This window comes from Phycicoccus sp. CSK15P-2, from assembly GCF_016888005.1.
In the GTDB taxonomy this organism is placed as follows: domain Bacteria; phylum Actinomycetota; class Actinomycetes; order Actinomycetales; family Dermatophilaceae; genus Phycicoccus.
In genome coordinates this window covers 99646-115512 of the sequence record NZ_JAFDVE010000002.1, presented here as the reverse complement: position 1 = coordinate 115512, position 15867 = coordinate 99646, and the positions used below count along the sequence as shown (strand labels likewise).

Below are 15867 nucleotides of genomic sequence, written 5' to 3'. Positions count from 1 at the left end.
AGGACCACGCCTGCTTCAGGCGGGAACCTCCGGTGGGACCCCCCGAACTTCGGGGTGCGTGACCGAACCTTCCGGCACCAGGCGAAAAAGAGGAGGTGGAGGGGCGGGTCAGGCGATGGCGGCAGCCTGCCGCTCGGCGGCGTCGACGACGTTGCTCAGCAGCATCGCGCGGGTCATCGGGCCGACACCGCCGGGGTTCGGCGACACGAACCCCGCGACGTCCCACACGTCGTCCGCGACGTCGCCGGCGACCCGCCCCTTGCCCGTCGCGTCGTCGACGACACGGGAGACCCCGACGTCGAGCACCGCCGCACCGGGCTTGACCATCTCGCCGCGGACGATCCCCGGCACGCCGGCCGCCGCGATGACGACGTCCGCCTGCCGCACCTCGGCGGCGAGGTCGCGGGTCCCGGTGTGGCAGAGGGTGACCGTCGCGTTCTCGGACCGCCGGGTGAGGATGAGCCCGAGCGGCCGGCCGACCGTGAGCCCGCGCCCCACGACGACGACCTTGGCGCCGGCGATCGGCACGTCGTGGCGACGCAGCAGCTCGATGCAGCCCACGGGAGTGCACGGCAGCGGCGCCGGCTCGCCGAGGACGAGCCGGCCGAGGTTCGTCGGGTGCAGGCCGTCGACGTCCTTCGCCGGGTCGACCGCCGAGAGGATGACGTTCTCGTCGAGCCCCGTGGGCTGCTGGACGATGAAGCCGGTGCACTCCGGGTCGTCGTTCAGCCCGCGGACCACGGTGAGGACGTCCTCGAGGGTCAAGCTCGCCGGCAGGTCGCGGCGGATGGAGCGGATGCCGATCTCGGCGCAGTCCGTGTGCTTGGCCCCGACGTACCAGCGGCTGCCGGGGTCGTCTCCGACGAGCACGGTGCCGAGGCCGGGGACCACCCCCCGCTCGGCGAGCACGGCCACCCGGGCCCGCAGCTCGTCCTTGATCGTCGCGAGGATCGCCTTGCCGTCGAGGGTCGTCGCCGTCACGGGCCCATCCTGTCACCGGGCTCGGCGGCTCCGTCGCGCAGTCCAGGGCGCCGGACGATCCGGCGGGTCGGGGCCTCTGACTCCCCGTCCCGCCGGACGCCACCGGCTCTGCGCGAGAGGGCCCCGGGCAGTCGCACGAAGCCGGACGAGAGGCGTTCGGTGCCGCCCTCGGCTCGGATTGGTCGTCGACCGGGACGGTGGGCGGCGAGACCCCGGGGCAGACGGGTGCGCCGGCGCACCCTCCGGCGCGGATCGGTCGTTCTCGCTGTGCCGTGGTCACCGGTCGGCCACACTGGGGGCATGCCCGCCCGTCACGCCAGCCCCACCGGCACCACGGGCACCCACTCCGGACGCCTCGACGGCCTCGACCTCGCCCGCGGCCTCGCCGTGCTCTCGATGCTCGTCGCGCACCTGAGCCCGGTCGGGGGCGTCCTCGACCTCTCGGAGTACCTCACGGCTCCGCTGTTCGCCGTCGTCATCGGCGCCTCGATGGCGCTCCGCCTCGAGCGCGGCGACGTCGGCGCGGCCCGGTTCGTCGGGGACAACGCGCTGCGTGGCCTGCTGCTGCTCGTCGTCGGGCTGGTCCTCCAGCTCGTCTACCGGCAGATCGACGTCGTGCTCCCCTACCTGGGCGTCCTCGTCGTCGTCCTGGCACCGCTCGCCGTCACCCTGCGACGGCTCCCGGTCCTCGCCTCTGCCGTCGCGGTGGCCGGCGCGGTGCTCGGTCCGATCGTCGTCGACCGTGCCCGCGAGGTGTCCGCGCCCGGGGTCGTCCAGGACCTCCTCGTGTGGACCGCGACGGGGGAGAGCTACCGCCTCGTCTCCTTCCTCCCCATGGCCCTCGGCGGCCTCGTCCTGGCCGGGCTCCTCCCCCGCCTCGACGGATGGCGCCCCGCGGCCGGCATCTCCGGGGTGCTGCTCGCGACGAGCCTGGTCGTCCACCTCATGGGCCGCTCGACCGTCGAGGGGGCGGCCGCGTACTCGGGGACGACCGCGGAGGTCGTGGCCGCCACCCTCCTCGCCGCCGGCGCCGTGACGGCGTCGTTCGCGCTCCTCGAGGCGGTCCGGGCCCTCGCTCCACCGGCCCGCGCCGCCCTCTCCCCCGTGCTCGCGACCGGCCGGCTCGCGTTCACCGCCTACACCGTCCAGATCCTCGTTCTCGCCGCGGTGTCGGTGGCGCGGGACGGCGCCCCGGACGACGGGTGGGTCGTGCTGCTGGGCACCACCTTCGTCGTGCTCGGCACGTGCTGGGCGCTCGAGCACCGCCTCGGCACCGGGCCGCTCGAGGTGCTGGACCGGGCCGTGCGGGTCCCGGTCCGCGGCCGGCACGCAGGCCACACGGGGCACCGCGGCCACACCGCGTCGGCCTGACCCGGCGGGGCGTCGGACCTCTCCAGGCCACGTCGGACCTCGACGGACGGGGTCAGGACCGGCTCGGGACCGCCGCCGCCAGTGCCTCGACCGCGGCGGTGAAGCACTCGGCCGGGGGCGTCACGAGACCCGCCCCGACCTGGCCCGTGCCGGCGACCCGGCCCGCCATGCCGGTGTTGATCTGCGGCAGCTCGCCGGTGCGGCACACGAGCGCGGTGTCGATGCCGACCGGCGTCCCACGAAACCCGAGAACCGGCACCTGGTAGGCGGGGTGCTCACCCACGGTGACCTCGTACATCCGCTTCGTGGCGGCCAGCGCGAACGGCACGTCGCCGCCGACGAACCGGACGATCGCGGGGGCCGCGGCCATCGCGAAGCCACCGATGCCGCCGGTCTCCGTGATCGCGGAGTCGCCGATGTCCGGGTTCGCGTCGTCCGGGCCGAAGTCGCCGAGGAACAAGCCGTCCGGGGTGTTCGCCGGGCCGGTGAACCACCGCTCTCCGGTGCCCGAGACGCGGATGCCGAAGTCGGTGCCGTTGCGGGCCATCGTCGTGACGACGGTCGAGCCCGGGATGCCCTCGGCGGCGAGCGTCGCGAGCTTGCAGGCCGGCATGCCGAGGTTGAGGAAGAAGTGCTCGTTGGCCCCGGCGAACCGCACGGCCTCGGCGACGTCGGCGCTGGAGGCGTGCGCGGTGATCATGCCGGGGAGGAGCTCGCGCAGCAGCATGAGCGACCCGGCCCGGTTGCGGTTGTGCCCCTCGTCGCCCATCTGGAGCATCTGCGCCACGATGGCACGGATGTCGACCGGCCCGGTCGAGCGCACGGCCTGCTGGAGGACGGGACCGAGGACACCACTCATCCAGCGCAGCCGGTCGATGACCTCAGGGCCGTACGCGCCGTAGCGCAGGACCTTGCCGAGCCCTTCGTTGAGCGAGCACCACGAGGTGTTGCCGTGGACGTCGTCGCGCAGCACGTAGAGCCACATCGAGGGGCTCACCACGCCGGCCATCGGGCCGACGCCGCCGCGGTGGTGGCACGGCTCGAGGGTGAAGTCGCCCGCGGCCAGACGCCGCTCGGCATCCTCCGGGCCGTCGGCCAGCCCCTCGAGCAGAACCGCCCCGATGAGCGCACCGCGCATCGGCCCGGACGCCCGCTCCCAGTCGACCGGCGGGCCGGCGTGCAGGAACGTCCCACGCTCGAGCCCCACGACGTCGGCGGCCGGTGCGACGTCGACGAGCACGGCCTCGGCGGCGGTCATCCGCGCGACGGCGGTGGCGTTGGCCTCCGTGCGCCGGGGGTCGCCCATGACTCGGGCGAGCGCGGCCTCGGTCCCGGGCAGCGGCGGCCGCCAGCCGGCGTCGGCCACAGGGACGGCCTGGTCGCGCAGCGCGTCGGCGAAGAGCGCCACGCCCGACGTGGCGACGACGGGGTCGGTGGTGAGCAGGCCGTGCAGCGGGTCGGTCACGAGGCACCTCCGAGCAGGGCGACGGCGTGCCGGGCCGCCGCCGCGTTCGAGGCGAACACCGATGCCCCGGCACCGGCCAGGAGGGACACGCACCGGTCGCGGTCCTGCGGGTCCTGGGCGGTACCGACGAGCGCGACCACCACCGGCAGCGCGCGGCCGTCGGCGTACGCGGTGGCCCGGGCGTCCCGGACGGCGTCCGCGAGCTCGGGCGCCGGGTCGGGGTGGGCCCCGTGCCCCAGCACGAGGTCGAGCAGCAGGACGCCGCAGGTGGGGTCGGCGGCCTCGGCCGCCAGCCGTTCGGTCCGCAGCGTCGGGTCGATCATCGGGTGCGCCCGCCCCCGGGTCAGCTCGTCGGCGCCGAAGTCGAGGACGACGTGCCCCTCGCCCGCGGCGTCGAGGTCGGTCCGCACCGGCCCGAGCACCGGCTCGGCGACGAGCACGGCCTCCTGGGCCAGTGTGCCGCCACAGAAGAGCCCGCGCAGCGACCGCCCCCGGGCGAGGTTCTCGGCGTCGGGGTCGGTGACGGTGGCCCGCCAGGTCGGGACGTCGGCGCCGCGCGCGGCGAGGAAGGCCTCCGCCGCGGCGGTGAGGTCGGGCCGTCCGGCGCCGAGTGTGGCCCAGTGGACATCGAGCCCCAGCGTGGTGGCCTCGGCCTCGACGGCGGCCAGGACGCCGGCGTCCGGCGGCTTGGAGACGACGAGGACGGTGTCCGTGGCGGGGTCTGCGGCCATCGCCCGCAGCGCCTGGCGCGTGGAGCGCCCGCCGACCGCGGCCGACAGGTCGCGACCTCCGACGCCGAGGCAGTGGCTGACCCCGACGCCGGCGTCGTCGAGCAGGCTCATGAGCTGCTGCGCACCGGTACCGGACGCCGCGACGAGCCCGACCGCACCGGGCGTGACGACGTTCGCGAAACCCAGTGCGACCCCACCGACGAGGGCGGTCCCGCAGTCCGGGCCCATGACGAGGAGGTCGGCGGCCGCCGCGGCGTCCTTGAGCGCGACCTCGTCCTCCACTCCGACGTTGTCCGAGAAGAGCATGACGGAGGCGCCCGCCGCGAGGGCGTCGTAGGCCTCGGTGACGGCGTGCGCCCCGGGCACGGAGACGAGCGCCAGCCCGGCCCCGGACCGTCGGACCGCGGACCCGAGCGTCGCCGGCGGCACCTCGGTGTCGGCACCACCGCCACCGCCCGCGTCGCGCAGCCCGGCGAGCGCGTCGTCGACCGCGGCGAGCCCGGCGGCCAGGGCATGGTCGTCGGCCGCCCGCAGGGCGACGACGAGGTCGTTCGGGCCGGCGCCGGCCGGGACCTCGAAGCCCATCCCGGTGAGGACCTCGACGTTCAGCTCGGTGGCCATCGCCACCTGCGCGGCCTCGACCCCGATGGTCCGCGCGACCGCGCGCGAGACCTGCAGCAGGCTCACGGAGTCGTGGTACGCGCCGCGGCGCAGCTCGACGTGGGTGCTCATGCAGCGACCTTCCCGGTCCGGTGGAGCACGTCGGCGGTGGCCCGGACCCCGGTCACGAGGTCGCGCCCGGAGGTGTGCCCGACGGCGAGGACCGCGGGGAGGGCGGCCCGGACCGCGTCGACGTCGCCGCGTGCGGTGGCGTCGACGAGGGTCACGACGTCCCGGCCGGCCCACCCGTCGGCGGCGGCGTCCAGCAGTGCCGCGGACACCGCGGTCGTCGTGGCGAGCCGGGCCCGGACGGCGGCCGCGAGCTGATCCGCCCGGTCGCGCGGACAGGCCGCGACGGCGCGGAGCAGGAGCAGGCATCCGGCGAGGGCGTCGTCGCCGCTGGGGGTGAGACCGGCACCGCGCCCGACGAGCCGGGCCACCGCACCGGCGGGGTCGGCCGCCGCAGCGGCCTCGGCCACCCCCCGGGCGAGCCAGTCGGGGGCCCCGGCGACGGCGGAGCCGAGCAGGGCGTCGACCTCCGGGGAGGCGTCGCCGTCGACCGGCCGGACCCGGGCCGGACGCCAGGTGCGAACGCCCCGCACGGTGAGCGACGGCAGCCGCACCGCCCCCGCCCCGACGACGGCGCGGTCACCGGCCACGACACCGAGGTCGCACCCACCCGACGGGGCGGCGAGACGCACGGCGTCGGGGAGGTCGACGGCATCGGAGGTGAGCACCGGCAGGACGCGCCGGCCCAGCCCCAGGTACACGCCGTGCCGGGACGCCCCCAGGACCAGCGCCGGACGGCGGGGGCCGCGGACGAGGTCCGCGGTGCGGGGCGAGAGAGCCCCGGGCATCACCCGGCCGTCGGATGTCGTGGCAAGACCGGTCCGGGGCATACGGCGACGGTAGTGAGGGCCACTACAGTGGCCTGATGGGCAGACTTGCCAACGATGAGCGCGAGGACGCCCACACCTTGCCAGCCGACCGGTCGGCACTCGCCCGGCTGGTCGAGCACCAGCGCGCACTCCTGCAGCGCGAGGACGAGGTCCACCGGGTTCTCGTCGGCGTCGTCCTCGACGGTGGCGGCCTGGCCGAGATCGCCGACGCCGTCGCCGGCTTCTTCGCCGGCGCGGCCGTCCTCACGACCACCGACGGGCGGGTCCTCGCCGCCGCCGGTGCCGTCGACGGCGGTGACCCGGCCTCGCTGCCGTGCTTCGACCGGACCGGCCGGCTCGTCGTCGAGGACGAGCCCGTCGGCCGGCGCGACGCCGACGGCCCGGCCGACCCGACCCGCGCGTTCGTCCGCATCGTCGCCGGCTCCTCCGACCTCGGCCTGCTCGGCGCCTTCTCCCCCGGCCCGGCGTTCACCGCCACCGACGTCCACATGCTCGAGCGCGCCGCCACCGTCGCCGCGCTCGCGATGACCAAGGAACAGGCCGTCGCCGCGGTCGAGGGCAAGTACCGCGCGGAGTTCCTCCGGGACGCCCTGGCCGGTCGCGCCGGCGGCCCCGCCGACGCAGCCTCGCACGCGGCGTCGCTCGGGTGGGACATCGACCGCCCGCTCGTCGTCGTCGTCGCCGAGACCGACGAGAACGACGCCGAGACCACCCGCAGCGCCGACGAGGTCCGCAGCCTCCAGGACCGCTTCGTCCGCGCCTGGACCCAGGCCGTGCGGGCCCGGGACACCAGCGTCGCCGTCGCCGGGTTCAGCCAGGAGGTCGTGGTCCTGCTGCCGGTTCCACCCGACGCCGACCCGGACGCCGTGCTCCGACCCGTCGGGGAGCTGGTGCGGGTCGTCCGGGGTGACGGCGGCGGGGGCCGGCGCACCTTCACCGCCGGGGTGTCCCGGACCGTGACCTCGCTCGCGGACCTGCCGCGGGCCTACGACGAGGCGCTGACGGCGGTCCGTGTGGGGCGGCAGGTCGACGGCGGGTCGGGGACCGCGCACTTCGACCGGCTGGGCATCAACCGTCTGCTGGCGCTCGTGCCCGACTCGGCCGACCTGCGCCGGTTCGTCACCGAGAGCCTGGGCGAGCTCGCGACCGACGACGTCCCCGAGCACGCCGACCTGCGCAACACCCTGACCGTGCTGCTCGACACCAACCTCAACGTCGCCGAGACCGCCCGGCGGCTGTTCTTCCACTACAACACGCTGCGGTACCGGATCGCGAAGCTCGAGCGGATGCTCGGCCCGTTCACCACCGACCCGCAGCTGCGCCTCACCCTGGAGCTGGCCCTGCGCGTGCATCGGATGAAGGGCATCTGAGCGGCCCGCGGGACGGGCTCGAGGACACACGATCGTCACGACCTCGAAGCCCGGGCGTCACGCGGCATCACGCACAGCGGCACCCTGCCAACGGATCGGCCTCCCGGTTGTCGGACATTGCCGAGGGTGTGGCCGGAGACCGTCACTAGGTTCCCGGTATCACTGAGCCAGTGAGCCGCGTCACCCCGGACGCGGACCTCGGAGGAAGGTCACGCCATGTCCCTCGGTCTCGGATGGAAGCTCAAGGGCGACGGCAGGTCCCTCGCCCCCGGGGAGGTCGTCGCCCCCGACGAGCGGCTCGACTGGCCGCGCACCATCGGCCTCGGCGCACAGCACGTCGTCGCGATGTTCGGTGCCACGTTCGTCTTCCCGCTCATCATGGGCCTCAACGCCCAGCTGGCGATCCTCATGAGCGGCATCGCCACCATTGCCTTCCTCCTCATCGTCTCCGGTCGCGTCCCCAGCTACCTCGGCACCTCGGCGTCGTTCGTCGGTGGTGTCGCGGCCATCCGCGCGCAGGGCGGCGACTCGGCCGAGGTGACCGGGGCGATCCTCGTCGCGGGTGTCGTGCTCGCGCTCGTCGGCGTCGCGATCCACGTCCTCGGCTCCTCGCTGCTGCACCAGGTGCTGCCGCCGGTCGTCACCGGTGCCGTCGTCATGCTCATCGGGTTCAACCTGGCCCCGGTCGTCGCGGGCATCTACTGGCCGCAGGACCAGTGGGTCGCGATCCTCACGATGCTCTTCACGATCGTCGTGGCCGTCGCGTTCCGCGGCTTCGTCGGCCGGATCGCCGTCTTCCTCGCGCTCGTCTTCGGGACGGTCCTGTCGTGGGTCCTCGACAACACCGTCGGGCAGATCACCTCCGTGCTCGGCGGTGCGACCGAGGCCACCGAGCACGTCCGCTGGGACACGTCGGGCATCGCCGGCGCCGCCTGGTTCGGCCCGCCGCCCACGACGACCGTCGCCGCCGACGGCACCGAGGTCGCCGGCATCCACGCGCCGTCGTTCTCGATAGCCGCGGTCCTCCTCGTCCTCCCGGCCGTCATCGCGCTCATCGCCGAGAACGCCGGGCACGTCAAGGCCGTCGCCGAGATGACCCGCGCCGACCTCGACCCGGTCATGGGCCGGGCCATCGCGGCCGACGGTGTCGGCACCGTCATCGCCACCTCCGTCGGCGGCTCGCCCACGACGACGTACGCCGAGAACATCGGCGTCATGGCCGCCACCCGCGTCTACTCGACGGCCGCCTACTACGTCGCCGCGGTCGTCGCCGTCCTCTTCGGCTTCTCCCCCAAGTTCGGCGCGCTCGTCGCATCCGTCCCGGGCGGCGTGCTCGGCGGCATCACGGTCGTCCTCTACGGGATGATCGGCCTGCTCGGCGCGAAGATCTGGAAGGAGAACGGGGTCGACTTCGGCAACCCGGTCAACCTCGTCCCGGTCGCCGCAGGCATCATCATCGGCATCGGCGACGTCGCGCTGACGATCACCGACAACTTCTCGCTCAGCGGCATCGCGCTCGGCACCATCGTCGTCGTCGTCGGCTGGCACCTGGCCCGGGTCATCGCCCCGTCCGAGATGCGCAGCGCCGCCGAGGGCACCGCGATCTCGGTCGGCGACCACGTGTACGGCGACAGCGACGGTATCGACGACCTCGGCCAGGAGGGCTACCCCGGCACCCGGGGGCCGCGCGACCCCGACCGGGACACCCGCCCCTGACCATCCGCTCGGCCCCCGCCCGGCGCCCTGCCGGGTGGGATCTCGCCCTCCCCGTTCGTTCCCTTCCGTCGACCGTCACCGAAAGGCAGGATCGACCAGGTGAAGCCCGCACCGTTCGTCCATCACGCGCCCCGCACCGTCGAGGAGGCGGTGGCGGTGCTCGCGCAGGTCGGCACCGACGGGAAGGTCCTCGCCGGCGGACAGAGCCTCGTCCCGCTGCTGTCGATGCGACTGGCCACACCCGGGCACCTCGTCGACATCGGCGGGGTCACCGGGCTGGACGGCCTCGACGTCACCGACGAGCACGTGCGGGTCGGGGCGCTGGTCCGGCACGCCGGGCTCGAGCGGCACGACGGCGCCGCGGCAGCGCTGCCGCTGCTGCGCCAGGCCGTCCGGCACGTCGCGCACCCCGCCATCCGCACCCGGGGCACGACCGTCGGGTCCATCGCGCACGCCGACCCGGCCGGCGAAATGCCCGCGGTCGCGGCCCTCACCGGCGCCGTCGTCGAGGTCGTCGGTCAGGGCGGGGCGCGCGAGGTCGCGGCGGCCGACTTCTTCGTCGGTCCGCTCGAGACGACCCTGGCACCCGACGAGATGGTCGTCGCCGTGCGCTTCGGCCGCCTCCCGGCCGGCACCCGCACCCGGTTCACCGAGTCGGCGCGTCGGTCCGGTGACTACGCCCTCGCGGGGGTGGCCCTGGCCGTGCAGGTCGACGGCGCCACGGTCGCGGGTGCGCGGGCGTCCTTCGTGTCGGTGACCCCGGTGCCGGACGTCCTCGACCTCACGCCCGCCGTGGGCGGGCACCCCGTCGACGACCTGCCGCTCGACGCCGTCGCCGACGCCGTGGCCGCGCACGTCGACCCCGACTCCGACATCCACGCTGGTGCCGACTACCGCCGGATGCTCGCCGCCGAGCTGACCCGCAGGGCCCTCGCCACGGTGACCACCGAGGTCACCGTGGGGGCGGCATGAGCGCCCCGGCGGCCGACGCGCCTCTCCCGATGACGCTGCAGGTCAACGGCGTGGTCCGCACGCTCAGCGCCCCCGCGCGGCGGCTGCTCTCCGACGCGCTGCGCCACGACCTCGGGCTCACCGGCACCCACGTCGGCTGCGAGCACGGGGTGTGCGGGGCGTGCACCGTGCTCGTCGACGGCGAGCCCGCGCGCTCATGCCTGATGTTCGCGGTGAGCGCCCAAGGGCACGCCATCACGACCGTCGAGGGCGTCGGCGACGACCCGGCCGCCCTCTCGCCCGTCCAGCAGGCGCTCGCCGAGTGCCACGGCCTCCAGTGCGGCTTCTGCACACCGGGCTTCGTCACGACCATCACGGCCTACCTCGACGAGCACCCCGACCCCACGGAGGACGAGGCCCGCGAGGCGATCTCTGGCAACCTGTGCCGCTGCACCGGCTACCAGAACATCGTCAAGGCCGTGCTGCGGGCCGCCGAGCTCCGCCGGGAGGAGCGCGCATGACGACCCGCACCGTCGGCGAAGGCGTCCAGCGCCGCGAGGACCCGCGCCTGCTCACCGGCCACGGCCGCTACCTCGACGACCTCGGCCGCGGCGCGCTGCAGGCCGCGTTCGTCCGGAGCCCGCACGCACACGCCCGGATCACGGACATCGACATCGGTGACGCGTGGGAGCTCGACGGCGTCGAGGCCGTCTACACGTGGGAGGACCTGCCCGGCCGCGTCGCCGAGCCGCTCCCGGTGCTCATCCCGCATCCGGCGCTCACGCACGCCCGCACCGGCTACTGCCTGGCCAAGGACGAGGTCAACCACGTCGGCGAGGCCGTCGTCATGGTCGTCGCCCGCGACCGGTACGTCGCGGAGGACGCGTGCGGCCGCATCACGGTCCGCTACGAGACCCTGCCCGCGGTCGTCGGGCTCGACCTCGCCCGCCGCGGCGAGCGGCTCGTGCACGACGACGTCCCGGGCAACGTGGCCGCCAACCTCCGCCAGGAGGTCGGCGACGTCGACGCCGCGATGGCCGCCGCCCCGAACACGCTGACCCTCGACCTCGCGATCGAGCGCAGCGCCTCGATGCCCCTCGAGGGCAAGGGCGTCCACGCTCGCTGGGACACCGACGACGGCTCGCTGCGGCTGTACTCCTCGACCCAGACGAGCACCGGCCTGCGCGCCGCGGTCGCCGCCAAGCTCGACCTGCCGCTCGCCAAGGTCGAGGTCGTGACGCCGGACGTCGGCGGCGGCTTCGGGGTCAAGATCGTCCATCCGTGGCCCGAGGAGGTCCTCGTGCCGTGGGCGGCCCGCATGCTCGGCCGCGACGTGAAGTGGGTCGAGGACCGGCGCGAGCACTTCGTGTCCAGCGCCCACGAGCGCGGCCAGCTGCAGGAGGTCACCGTCGGGTTCGACGACGACGGCCGGCTGCTCGCCCTCGACGTCCGCTTCTGGCACGACAACGGCGCCTACACGCCCTACGGGATCATCGTCCCGATCATCACCGCCACCCAGCTGCTGGGGCCCTACAAGCCGGGCGCCTACCGCGTCGAGTTCTGGTCGGTCTACACGAACACCGTGCTCGTCACGCCGTACCGCGGCGCGGGACGGCCCCAGGGCTGCTTCGCGATGGAGCGGACGATGGACGCCGTCGCCGCACACCTGGGACTGGACCGCACCGAGGTGCGCCGTCGCAACTTCATCCAGCCCGACGAGATGCCCTACGACCAGGGCCTGATGTTCCAGGACGGGCGGCCGCTCAGGTACGACTCCGGCGACTTCCCGTCGTCGCTGCAGAAGCTCGTCGACCTCGTCGGCTGGGACGACTTCGCCGAGTACCGCGCGGCCGCCTCGACGGAGGGCCGCACGGTCGGGCTCGGCATCGGCTGCTACGTCGAGGGCACCGGCGTCGGGCCCTACGAGGGCGGCCACGTCCAGGTCGAGACCAGCGGCCGAGTCAACGTCGCGACCGGTCTCACGACCCAGGGGCAGGGCCACGAGACCGTCCTCGCCCAGGTCGTCGCGGACGAGCTCGGGGTGCCGTTCGAGGACGTCCACGTCACGACCGGCGACACCCGCCGGATGCCCTACGCCGTGGGCACCTTCGCCTCACGGGGCGCCGTCATGTCCGGCAACGCCGTGGCCCTCGCGGCGCGGGGCGTGCGCGCCAAGGCGCTACGGATCGCCGCCGACGCCCTCGAGGTCTCACCCGACGACCTCGACATCGAGGGCGGTGTGATCTCCGTGCGCGGCGCCCCCGGCACGTCGATCGACCTCAGGACCGTCGCCGTGCTGTCGAACCCGCTGCGCTACGCCTTCGACGTCTCGGCCCAGGCGGCGACCCAGTTCGCGGGCACCTTCGACCCGGACCGGCCGCCCGTGGCCGACGACGACGAGCCCGGGCTCGAGGGCCAGGACTTCTACTCGCCCACCCAGGCGACGTTCGCCAACGGGATGCACGCCGCGATCGTCGAGACCGACCCGGTGACGGCCGAGATCCGCATCCTGCGCTACTGCGTCGTCCACGACTGCGGCGTCATGGTCAACCCGATGATCGTCGAGGGGCAGGTGCACGGCGGTGTCGCCCAGGGCGTCGGCGGCGCCCTCTACGAGCGGATGGTCTACGACGAGTCGGGGCAGCTGCTCAACGCCTCGTTCATGGACTTCCTCATGCCGTACGCGTCCGAGGTCCCGCACGTCGAGACCGACCACCTCGAGACGCCGTCGCCGCTCAACCCGCTCGGCCTCAAGGGGGCCGGCGAGGCCGGGTGCATCCCGGTCTCGGCCGTCATCGCGTCCGCGATCGAGGACGCCGAGGGCTTCCCCGTCCGCTCGATGCCGATCAGCCCGGCCGAGCTCTGGGAGCTGCGCCGGCAGCACGCGTCACGCACCGACCCCGCGCAGGAAGGCGCCTCATGAAGATCACCGGGACCTCGACCCTCGACGCCTCCCCCGACGAGGTGTGGCAGGCCGTCCTCGACCCCGCCGTGCTCGCCCGCTGCATCCCGGGCTGCGAGTCGCTGCGGACCGTCGGCGAGGACCGGTACGCCATGACCGTGACCGCCGGGGTGGCCGCGGTCAAGGGCACGTACACCGGCGAGGTCGCACTCACCGACCTGGCGAAGCCGTCCGCGCTCACCCTCCACGCGAGCGGGTCGGGCGCACCCGGGACGATAGACGCGGACGTCCGGGTCCGGCTCTCGCCGTCGGCCGCAGGTGGCACCGACCTCGCGTACGACGCCGACGCCACGGTCGGCGGCACGATCGGCGGGGTCGGCCAGCGGATGCTCGCCGGGGTCACCAAGAAGATGGCCGGGCAGTTCTTCGACAACCTGGACGCCGACATCGCCGGCCCCGGGCCCGCCGCTGCCGCTGACGGGTCGCCGACCGTGCCGGCCCGTCGGCCCGGGGCGGCCGACGGCACGGCCGCCGGCGACGTCGCGGCCGACCCCCCGCAGGTCTACCGTGGGAACCGCCGGGCCACGGCGACCGCGAACGCCAGCATCCACCTCGACTCGGGGGCAGGCTTCGCGGCCGGGGTCCTCCTCGGCGGGCTCGTCACGCTCGCCGGTGTCGCGCTCGGCCGGAAGCTCGGAGGTCGCTGATGCGCGCGTTCACCGCCGCCGCCGTCCAGGTGGCACCCGTCCCCCGCCCGCTGTCCCCGGACGTGGTGACGGAGAACACCGACCGGTGCGTCGACCACGTCCGGCGCTGCGTCGAGGCCACCGGCGCCGAGCTCGTCGTCCTCCCCGAGTCGTGCACCACCGGGTTCACCCCCGACTGCTCCACCCAGGAGCTCTGGGAGCTCGTGTCGGACGTACCCGGGCCCGTGGTCCAGCGCTTCTGCGACCTCGCGGCCGAGCTCGGGATCCATCTCGTCGCCGGCACCTACGAACGCGGCCCGAGCCCCGAGGTCGTCTACAACACCTCGGTGCTCGTCGACCCCCAGGGCGTCGTGCGCGGCCACTACCGCAAGACGCACCCGTTCTGCAGCGAGTCCGTCACGGGCGGCGGCTGGGTCACGCCGGGCGACACGGTGTCGGTCGTCGACACCGAGCTCGGGCGGATCGGGATGATCATCTGCTTCGACGGCGACTACCCCGAGCTGTCCCGCATCCAGGCCGTGCAAGGCGCCGAGGTCATCGCCCGCCCGTCGGCCCTCCTGCGCAGCGCGGACGTCTGGGAGCTCACCTCCCGGGCCCGCGCCTACGACAACCACGTGTTCGTCGTCGGGGCGAACGCCACCGGCACCGACGCCGCCGGGGTTCACTACTTCGGCAACAGCCACGTCGTGACGCCGGTGGGACACATCGTCGCCAAGGCCGCGTCGCACGAGGGCTGGGTGTCGGCGCGGCTCGACCCGGCCGAGGCGCTGGCGTCGCTCACCCCGGGCTCGAACGTCGGCCAGGGCTTCGACCACCTGCGCGACCGCAACCTCGACCTCATCCGGAACCACCGCGACGACCTCGAGGCCCCTGCGAAGACGTCCTTCCCGCACGGCTGACCCGGCACCGGGCCGCAGGTCAGGACGTGCGGGGCTCGGCGGTGCGGCGGCGCAGACGGACCATCGCGAAGGCCAGCGCCCAGACGACGGCGAACAGCGCGACCAGCCCGAAGCCGGCGTACTCGAGGTCGACGGACGCGACCCAGCCCAGCCCGGGCACGCCGAGGTACTCGTCGGCCAGCTGGAGCAGCAGGAGGCCGCCGATCAGCAGGGCGACGAGCACGGACAGCAGCGTGACGGTGCCGTTGTAGAGGATCTTGCGACCGGGGTCGACGAACGCCCAGCGGTAGGCGTGGGACATGACGACGCCGTCGATGCTGTCGAAGAGGAGCATCCCCGCCGCGAAGAGCACCGGGAGCACGAGCACGGCGTACCAGGGCAGGGCGTACGCGGCGCTGCCGCCGGCGAGCACGAGCAGCGCCACCTGCGTCGCGGTGTCGAAGCCGAGCCCCATGAGCAGCCCCACCGGGTAGATGCGCCGCGGCGAGTCGACCCGGCGGACCGCGCGGTCGAACAGCCGGGCGAGCAGACCCCGCTGGTGGAGGTGGTGCTCGAGGGCGGTCTCGTCGAAGCTCCCCGCCCGCCAGTGCCGGTAGGCGTGAACGATGCCGAGCAGCGCGCTGAGGTTCATCAGCCCGATGAGGACGAGGAAGATGCCCGCGGCCGCGGTGCCGACCAGGCCGAGCGAGCCCTGCAGCGCCGAGTCGGCATCCTGGACCTGCCCGGCGACCGAGCGCACCCCGAGGGCGATGAGGAAGGCGAGCCCGAAGACGACGCTGGAGTGCCCGAGCGCGAACCAGAACCCGGTGTCGAGCGCCTTCTTCCCCTCGCCGACGAGCTTGCGGGTCGTGTTGTCGATGACCGCGATGTGGTCGGCGTCGATGGCGTGCCGCGCGCCGAGGAGGAACGCGGTGACCCCGAGCCCGACGCCGAAGACGCCCGCGTCGCCCAGCCGGTAGCCGGCCGGCGCGACGACGAGCAGGAGGACGCCCCAGCCGACGACGTTGAGGACGAGGACGACGGCGGCCATCCACGTCAGGGTGCGCCGCTCGGCGCGGGTCCAGCGCTCGGAGCCGGCGCGGCGTGCGGTGCGGGTCGCCATGCCCGCCACCCTATTGCATACCTCTTGCAATAACGCGGTGGGGTGCCGATCCCTCCGACCGGACAGGCACCTCGGACGCCTCCGGGAGGGCGCCGCCGCACGGTGCGGCCGCC

13 protein-coding genes are annotated in these 15867 nt (G+C 74.5%); 8 read left to right on the top strand and 5 right to left on the bottom strand.

Annotated features, from left to right (window positions below; genetic code table 11):
- Window positions 1-108: 108 nt before the first annotated feature.
- Complete coding sequence (locus JQN72_RS01195; protein WP_204133326.1) at window positions 109-981, bottom strand: bifunctional methylenetetrahydrofolate dehydrogenase/methenyltetrahydrofolate cyclohydrolase; 873 nt, start codon at window positions 979-981, stop codon at window positions 109-111.
- A gap of 300 nt (window positions 982-1281) precedes the next feature.
- Between JQN72_RS01195 and JQN72_RS01190 the strand changes: the two genes are divergently transcribed.
- Entirely contained in the window at window positions 1282-2352 is a 1071-nt protein-coding gene (locus JQN72_RS01190) for a hypothetical protein (protein WP_204133325.1), read from the top strand.
- A 52-nt stretch (window positions 2353-2404) separates the two neighbouring features.
- Here the strand turns inward: JQN72_RS01190 and JQN72_RS01185 are convergent, their stop codons facing one another.
- The 3 genes from JQN72_RS01185 to JQN72_RS01175 are packed head-to-tail and all read right to left on the bottom strand — an operon-like array spanning window position 2405 to window position 6107.
- A complete protein-coding gene (locus tag JQN72_RS01185) occupies window positions 2405-3817 on the bottom strand; it encodes a DUF1116 domain-containing protein (protein ID WP_204133324.1) in 1413 nt (470 codons plus the stop codon).
- The gene (locus tag JQN72_RS01180) at window positions 3814-5280 is read right to left on the bottom strand and encodes an FdrA family protein (RefSeq protein ID WP_204133323.1); all 1467 of its coding nucleotides are present in this window, start codon (window positions 5278-5280) and stop codon (window positions 3814-3816) included. The genes JQN72_RS01185 and JQN72_RS01180 overlap by 4 nt, the downstream gene beginning before the upstream one ends.
- Window positions 5277-6107, bottom strand: a complete 831-nt coding sequence (locus JQN72_RS01175; RefSeq protein ID WP_204133322.1) for a DUF2877 domain-containing protein — start codon at window positions 6105-6107, stop codon at window positions 5277-5279. Before JQN72_RS01175 ends, JQN72_RS01180 begins: the two co-directional genes overlap by 4 nt.
- Before the next feature lie 35 nt (window positions 6108-6142).
- Here JQN72_RS01175 and JQN72_RS01170 point away from each other — a divergent pair, with 35 nt between their 5' ends.
- The 7 genes from JQN72_RS01170 to JQN72_RS01140 all read left to right on the top strand — a co-directional run bounded on the left by JQN72_RS01170 (window position 6143) and on the right by JQN72_RS01140 (window position 14652).
- The gene (locus tag JQN72_RS01170) at window positions 6143-7477 is read left to right on the top strand and encodes a CdaR family transcriptional regulator (RefSeq protein WP_204133321.1); all 1335 of its coding nucleotides are present in this window, start codon (window positions 6143-6145) and stop codon (window positions 7475-7477) included.
- A 216-nt stretch (window positions 7478-7693) separates the two neighbouring features.
- On the top strand, window positions 7694-9193 hold the full coding sequence (locus JQN72_RS01165) for a uracil-xanthine permease family protein (protein WP_204133320.1): 1500 nt from the start codon (window positions 7694-7696) through the stop codon (window positions 9191-9193).
- Window positions 9194-9292: 99 nt separating this feature from the next.
- Window positions 9293-10165, top strand: a complete 873-nt coding sequence (locus tag JQN72_RS01160; protein ID WP_204133319.1) for a xanthine dehydrogenase family protein subunit M — start codon at window positions 9293-9295, stop codon at window positions 10163-10165.
- Complete coding sequence (locus JQN72_RS01155) at window positions 10162-10665, top strand: (2Fe-2S)-binding protein (protein WP_204133318.1); 504 nt, start codon at window positions 10162-10164, stop codon at window positions 10663-10665. Before JQN72_RS01160 ends, JQN72_RS01155 begins: the two co-directional genes overlap by 4 nt.
- Window positions 10662-13067, top strand: a complete 2406-nt coding sequence (gene cutA / locus JQN72_RS01150) for an aerobic carbon-monoxide dehydrogenase large subunit (RefSeq protein ID WP_204133317.1) — start codon at window positions 10662-10664, stop codon at window positions 13065-13067. Before JQN72_RS01155 ends, cutA begins: the two co-directional genes overlap by 4 nt.
- Window positions 13064-13753, top strand: coding sequence for a carbon monoxide dehydrogenase subunit G (locus JQN72_RS01145; protein WP_204133316.1), 690 nt, complete (start codon window positions 13064-13066; stop codon window positions 13751-13753). The genes cutA and JQN72_RS01145 overlap by 4 nt, the downstream gene beginning before the upstream one ends.
- Window positions 13753-14652 (top strand): carbon-nitrogen hydrolase family protein, encoded by a 900-nt coding sequence (locus JQN72_RS01140; RefSeq protein ID WP_204133315.1) that lies wholly within the window; start codon window positions 13753-13755, stop codon window positions 14650-14652. The genes JQN72_RS01145 and JQN72_RS01140 overlap by 1 nt, the downstream gene beginning before the upstream one ends.
- 19 nt (window positions 14653-14671) lie before the next feature.
- On the opposite strand, the gene JQN72_RS01135 is transcribed toward JQN72_RS01140, so the two are convergent.
- Window positions 14672-15754, bottom strand: a complete 1083-nt coding sequence (locus JQN72_RS01135; protein ID WP_204133314.1) for a HoxN/HupN/NixA family nickel/cobalt transporter — start codon at window positions 15752-15754, stop codon at window positions 14672-14674.
- Window positions 15755-15867: the final 113 nt, after the last annotated feature.

Coding starts and splice junctions, on each gene's coding strand:
- JQN72_RS01180 (WP_204133323.1), bottom strand. CDS start 5,280: ATGAGCACCCACGTCGAGCTGCGCCGCGGCGCGTACCACGACTCCGTG.
- JQN72_RS01135 (WP_204133314.1), bottom strand. CDS start 15,754: ATGGCGACCCGCACCGCACGCCGCGCCGGCTCCGAGCGCTGGACCCGC.
- JQN72_RS01170 (WP_204133321.1), top strand. CDS start 6,143: ATGGGCAGACTTGCCAACGATGAGCGCGAGGACGCCCACACCTTGCCA.
- JQN72_RS01190 (WP_204133325.1), top strand. CDS start 1,282: ATGCCCGCCCGTCACGCCAGCCCCACCGGCACCACGGGCACCCACTCC.
- JQN72_RS01165 (WP_204133320.1), top strand. CDS start 7,694: ATGTCCCTCGGTCTCGGATGGAAGCTCAAGGGCGACGGCAGGTCCCTC.
- JQN72_RS01145 (WP_204133316.1), top strand. CDS start 13,064: ATGAAGATCACCGGGACCTCGACCCTCGACGCCTCCCCCGACGAGGTG.
- cutA (WP_204133317.1), top strand. CDS start 10,662: ATGACGACCCGCACCGTCGGCGAAGGCGTCCAGCGCCGCGAGGACCCG.
- JQN72_RS01175 (WP_204133322.1), bottom strand. CDS start 6,107: ATGCCCCGGACCGGTCTTGCCACGACATCCGACGGCCGGGTGATGCCC.
- JQN72_RS01155 (WP_204133318.1), top strand. CDS start 10,162: ATGAGCGCCCCGGCGGCCGACGCGCCTCTCCCGATGACGCTGCAGGTC.
- JQN72_RS01140 (WP_204133315.1), top strand. CDS start 13,753: ATGCGCGCGTTCACCGCCGCCGCCGTCCAGGTGGCACCCGTCCCCCGC.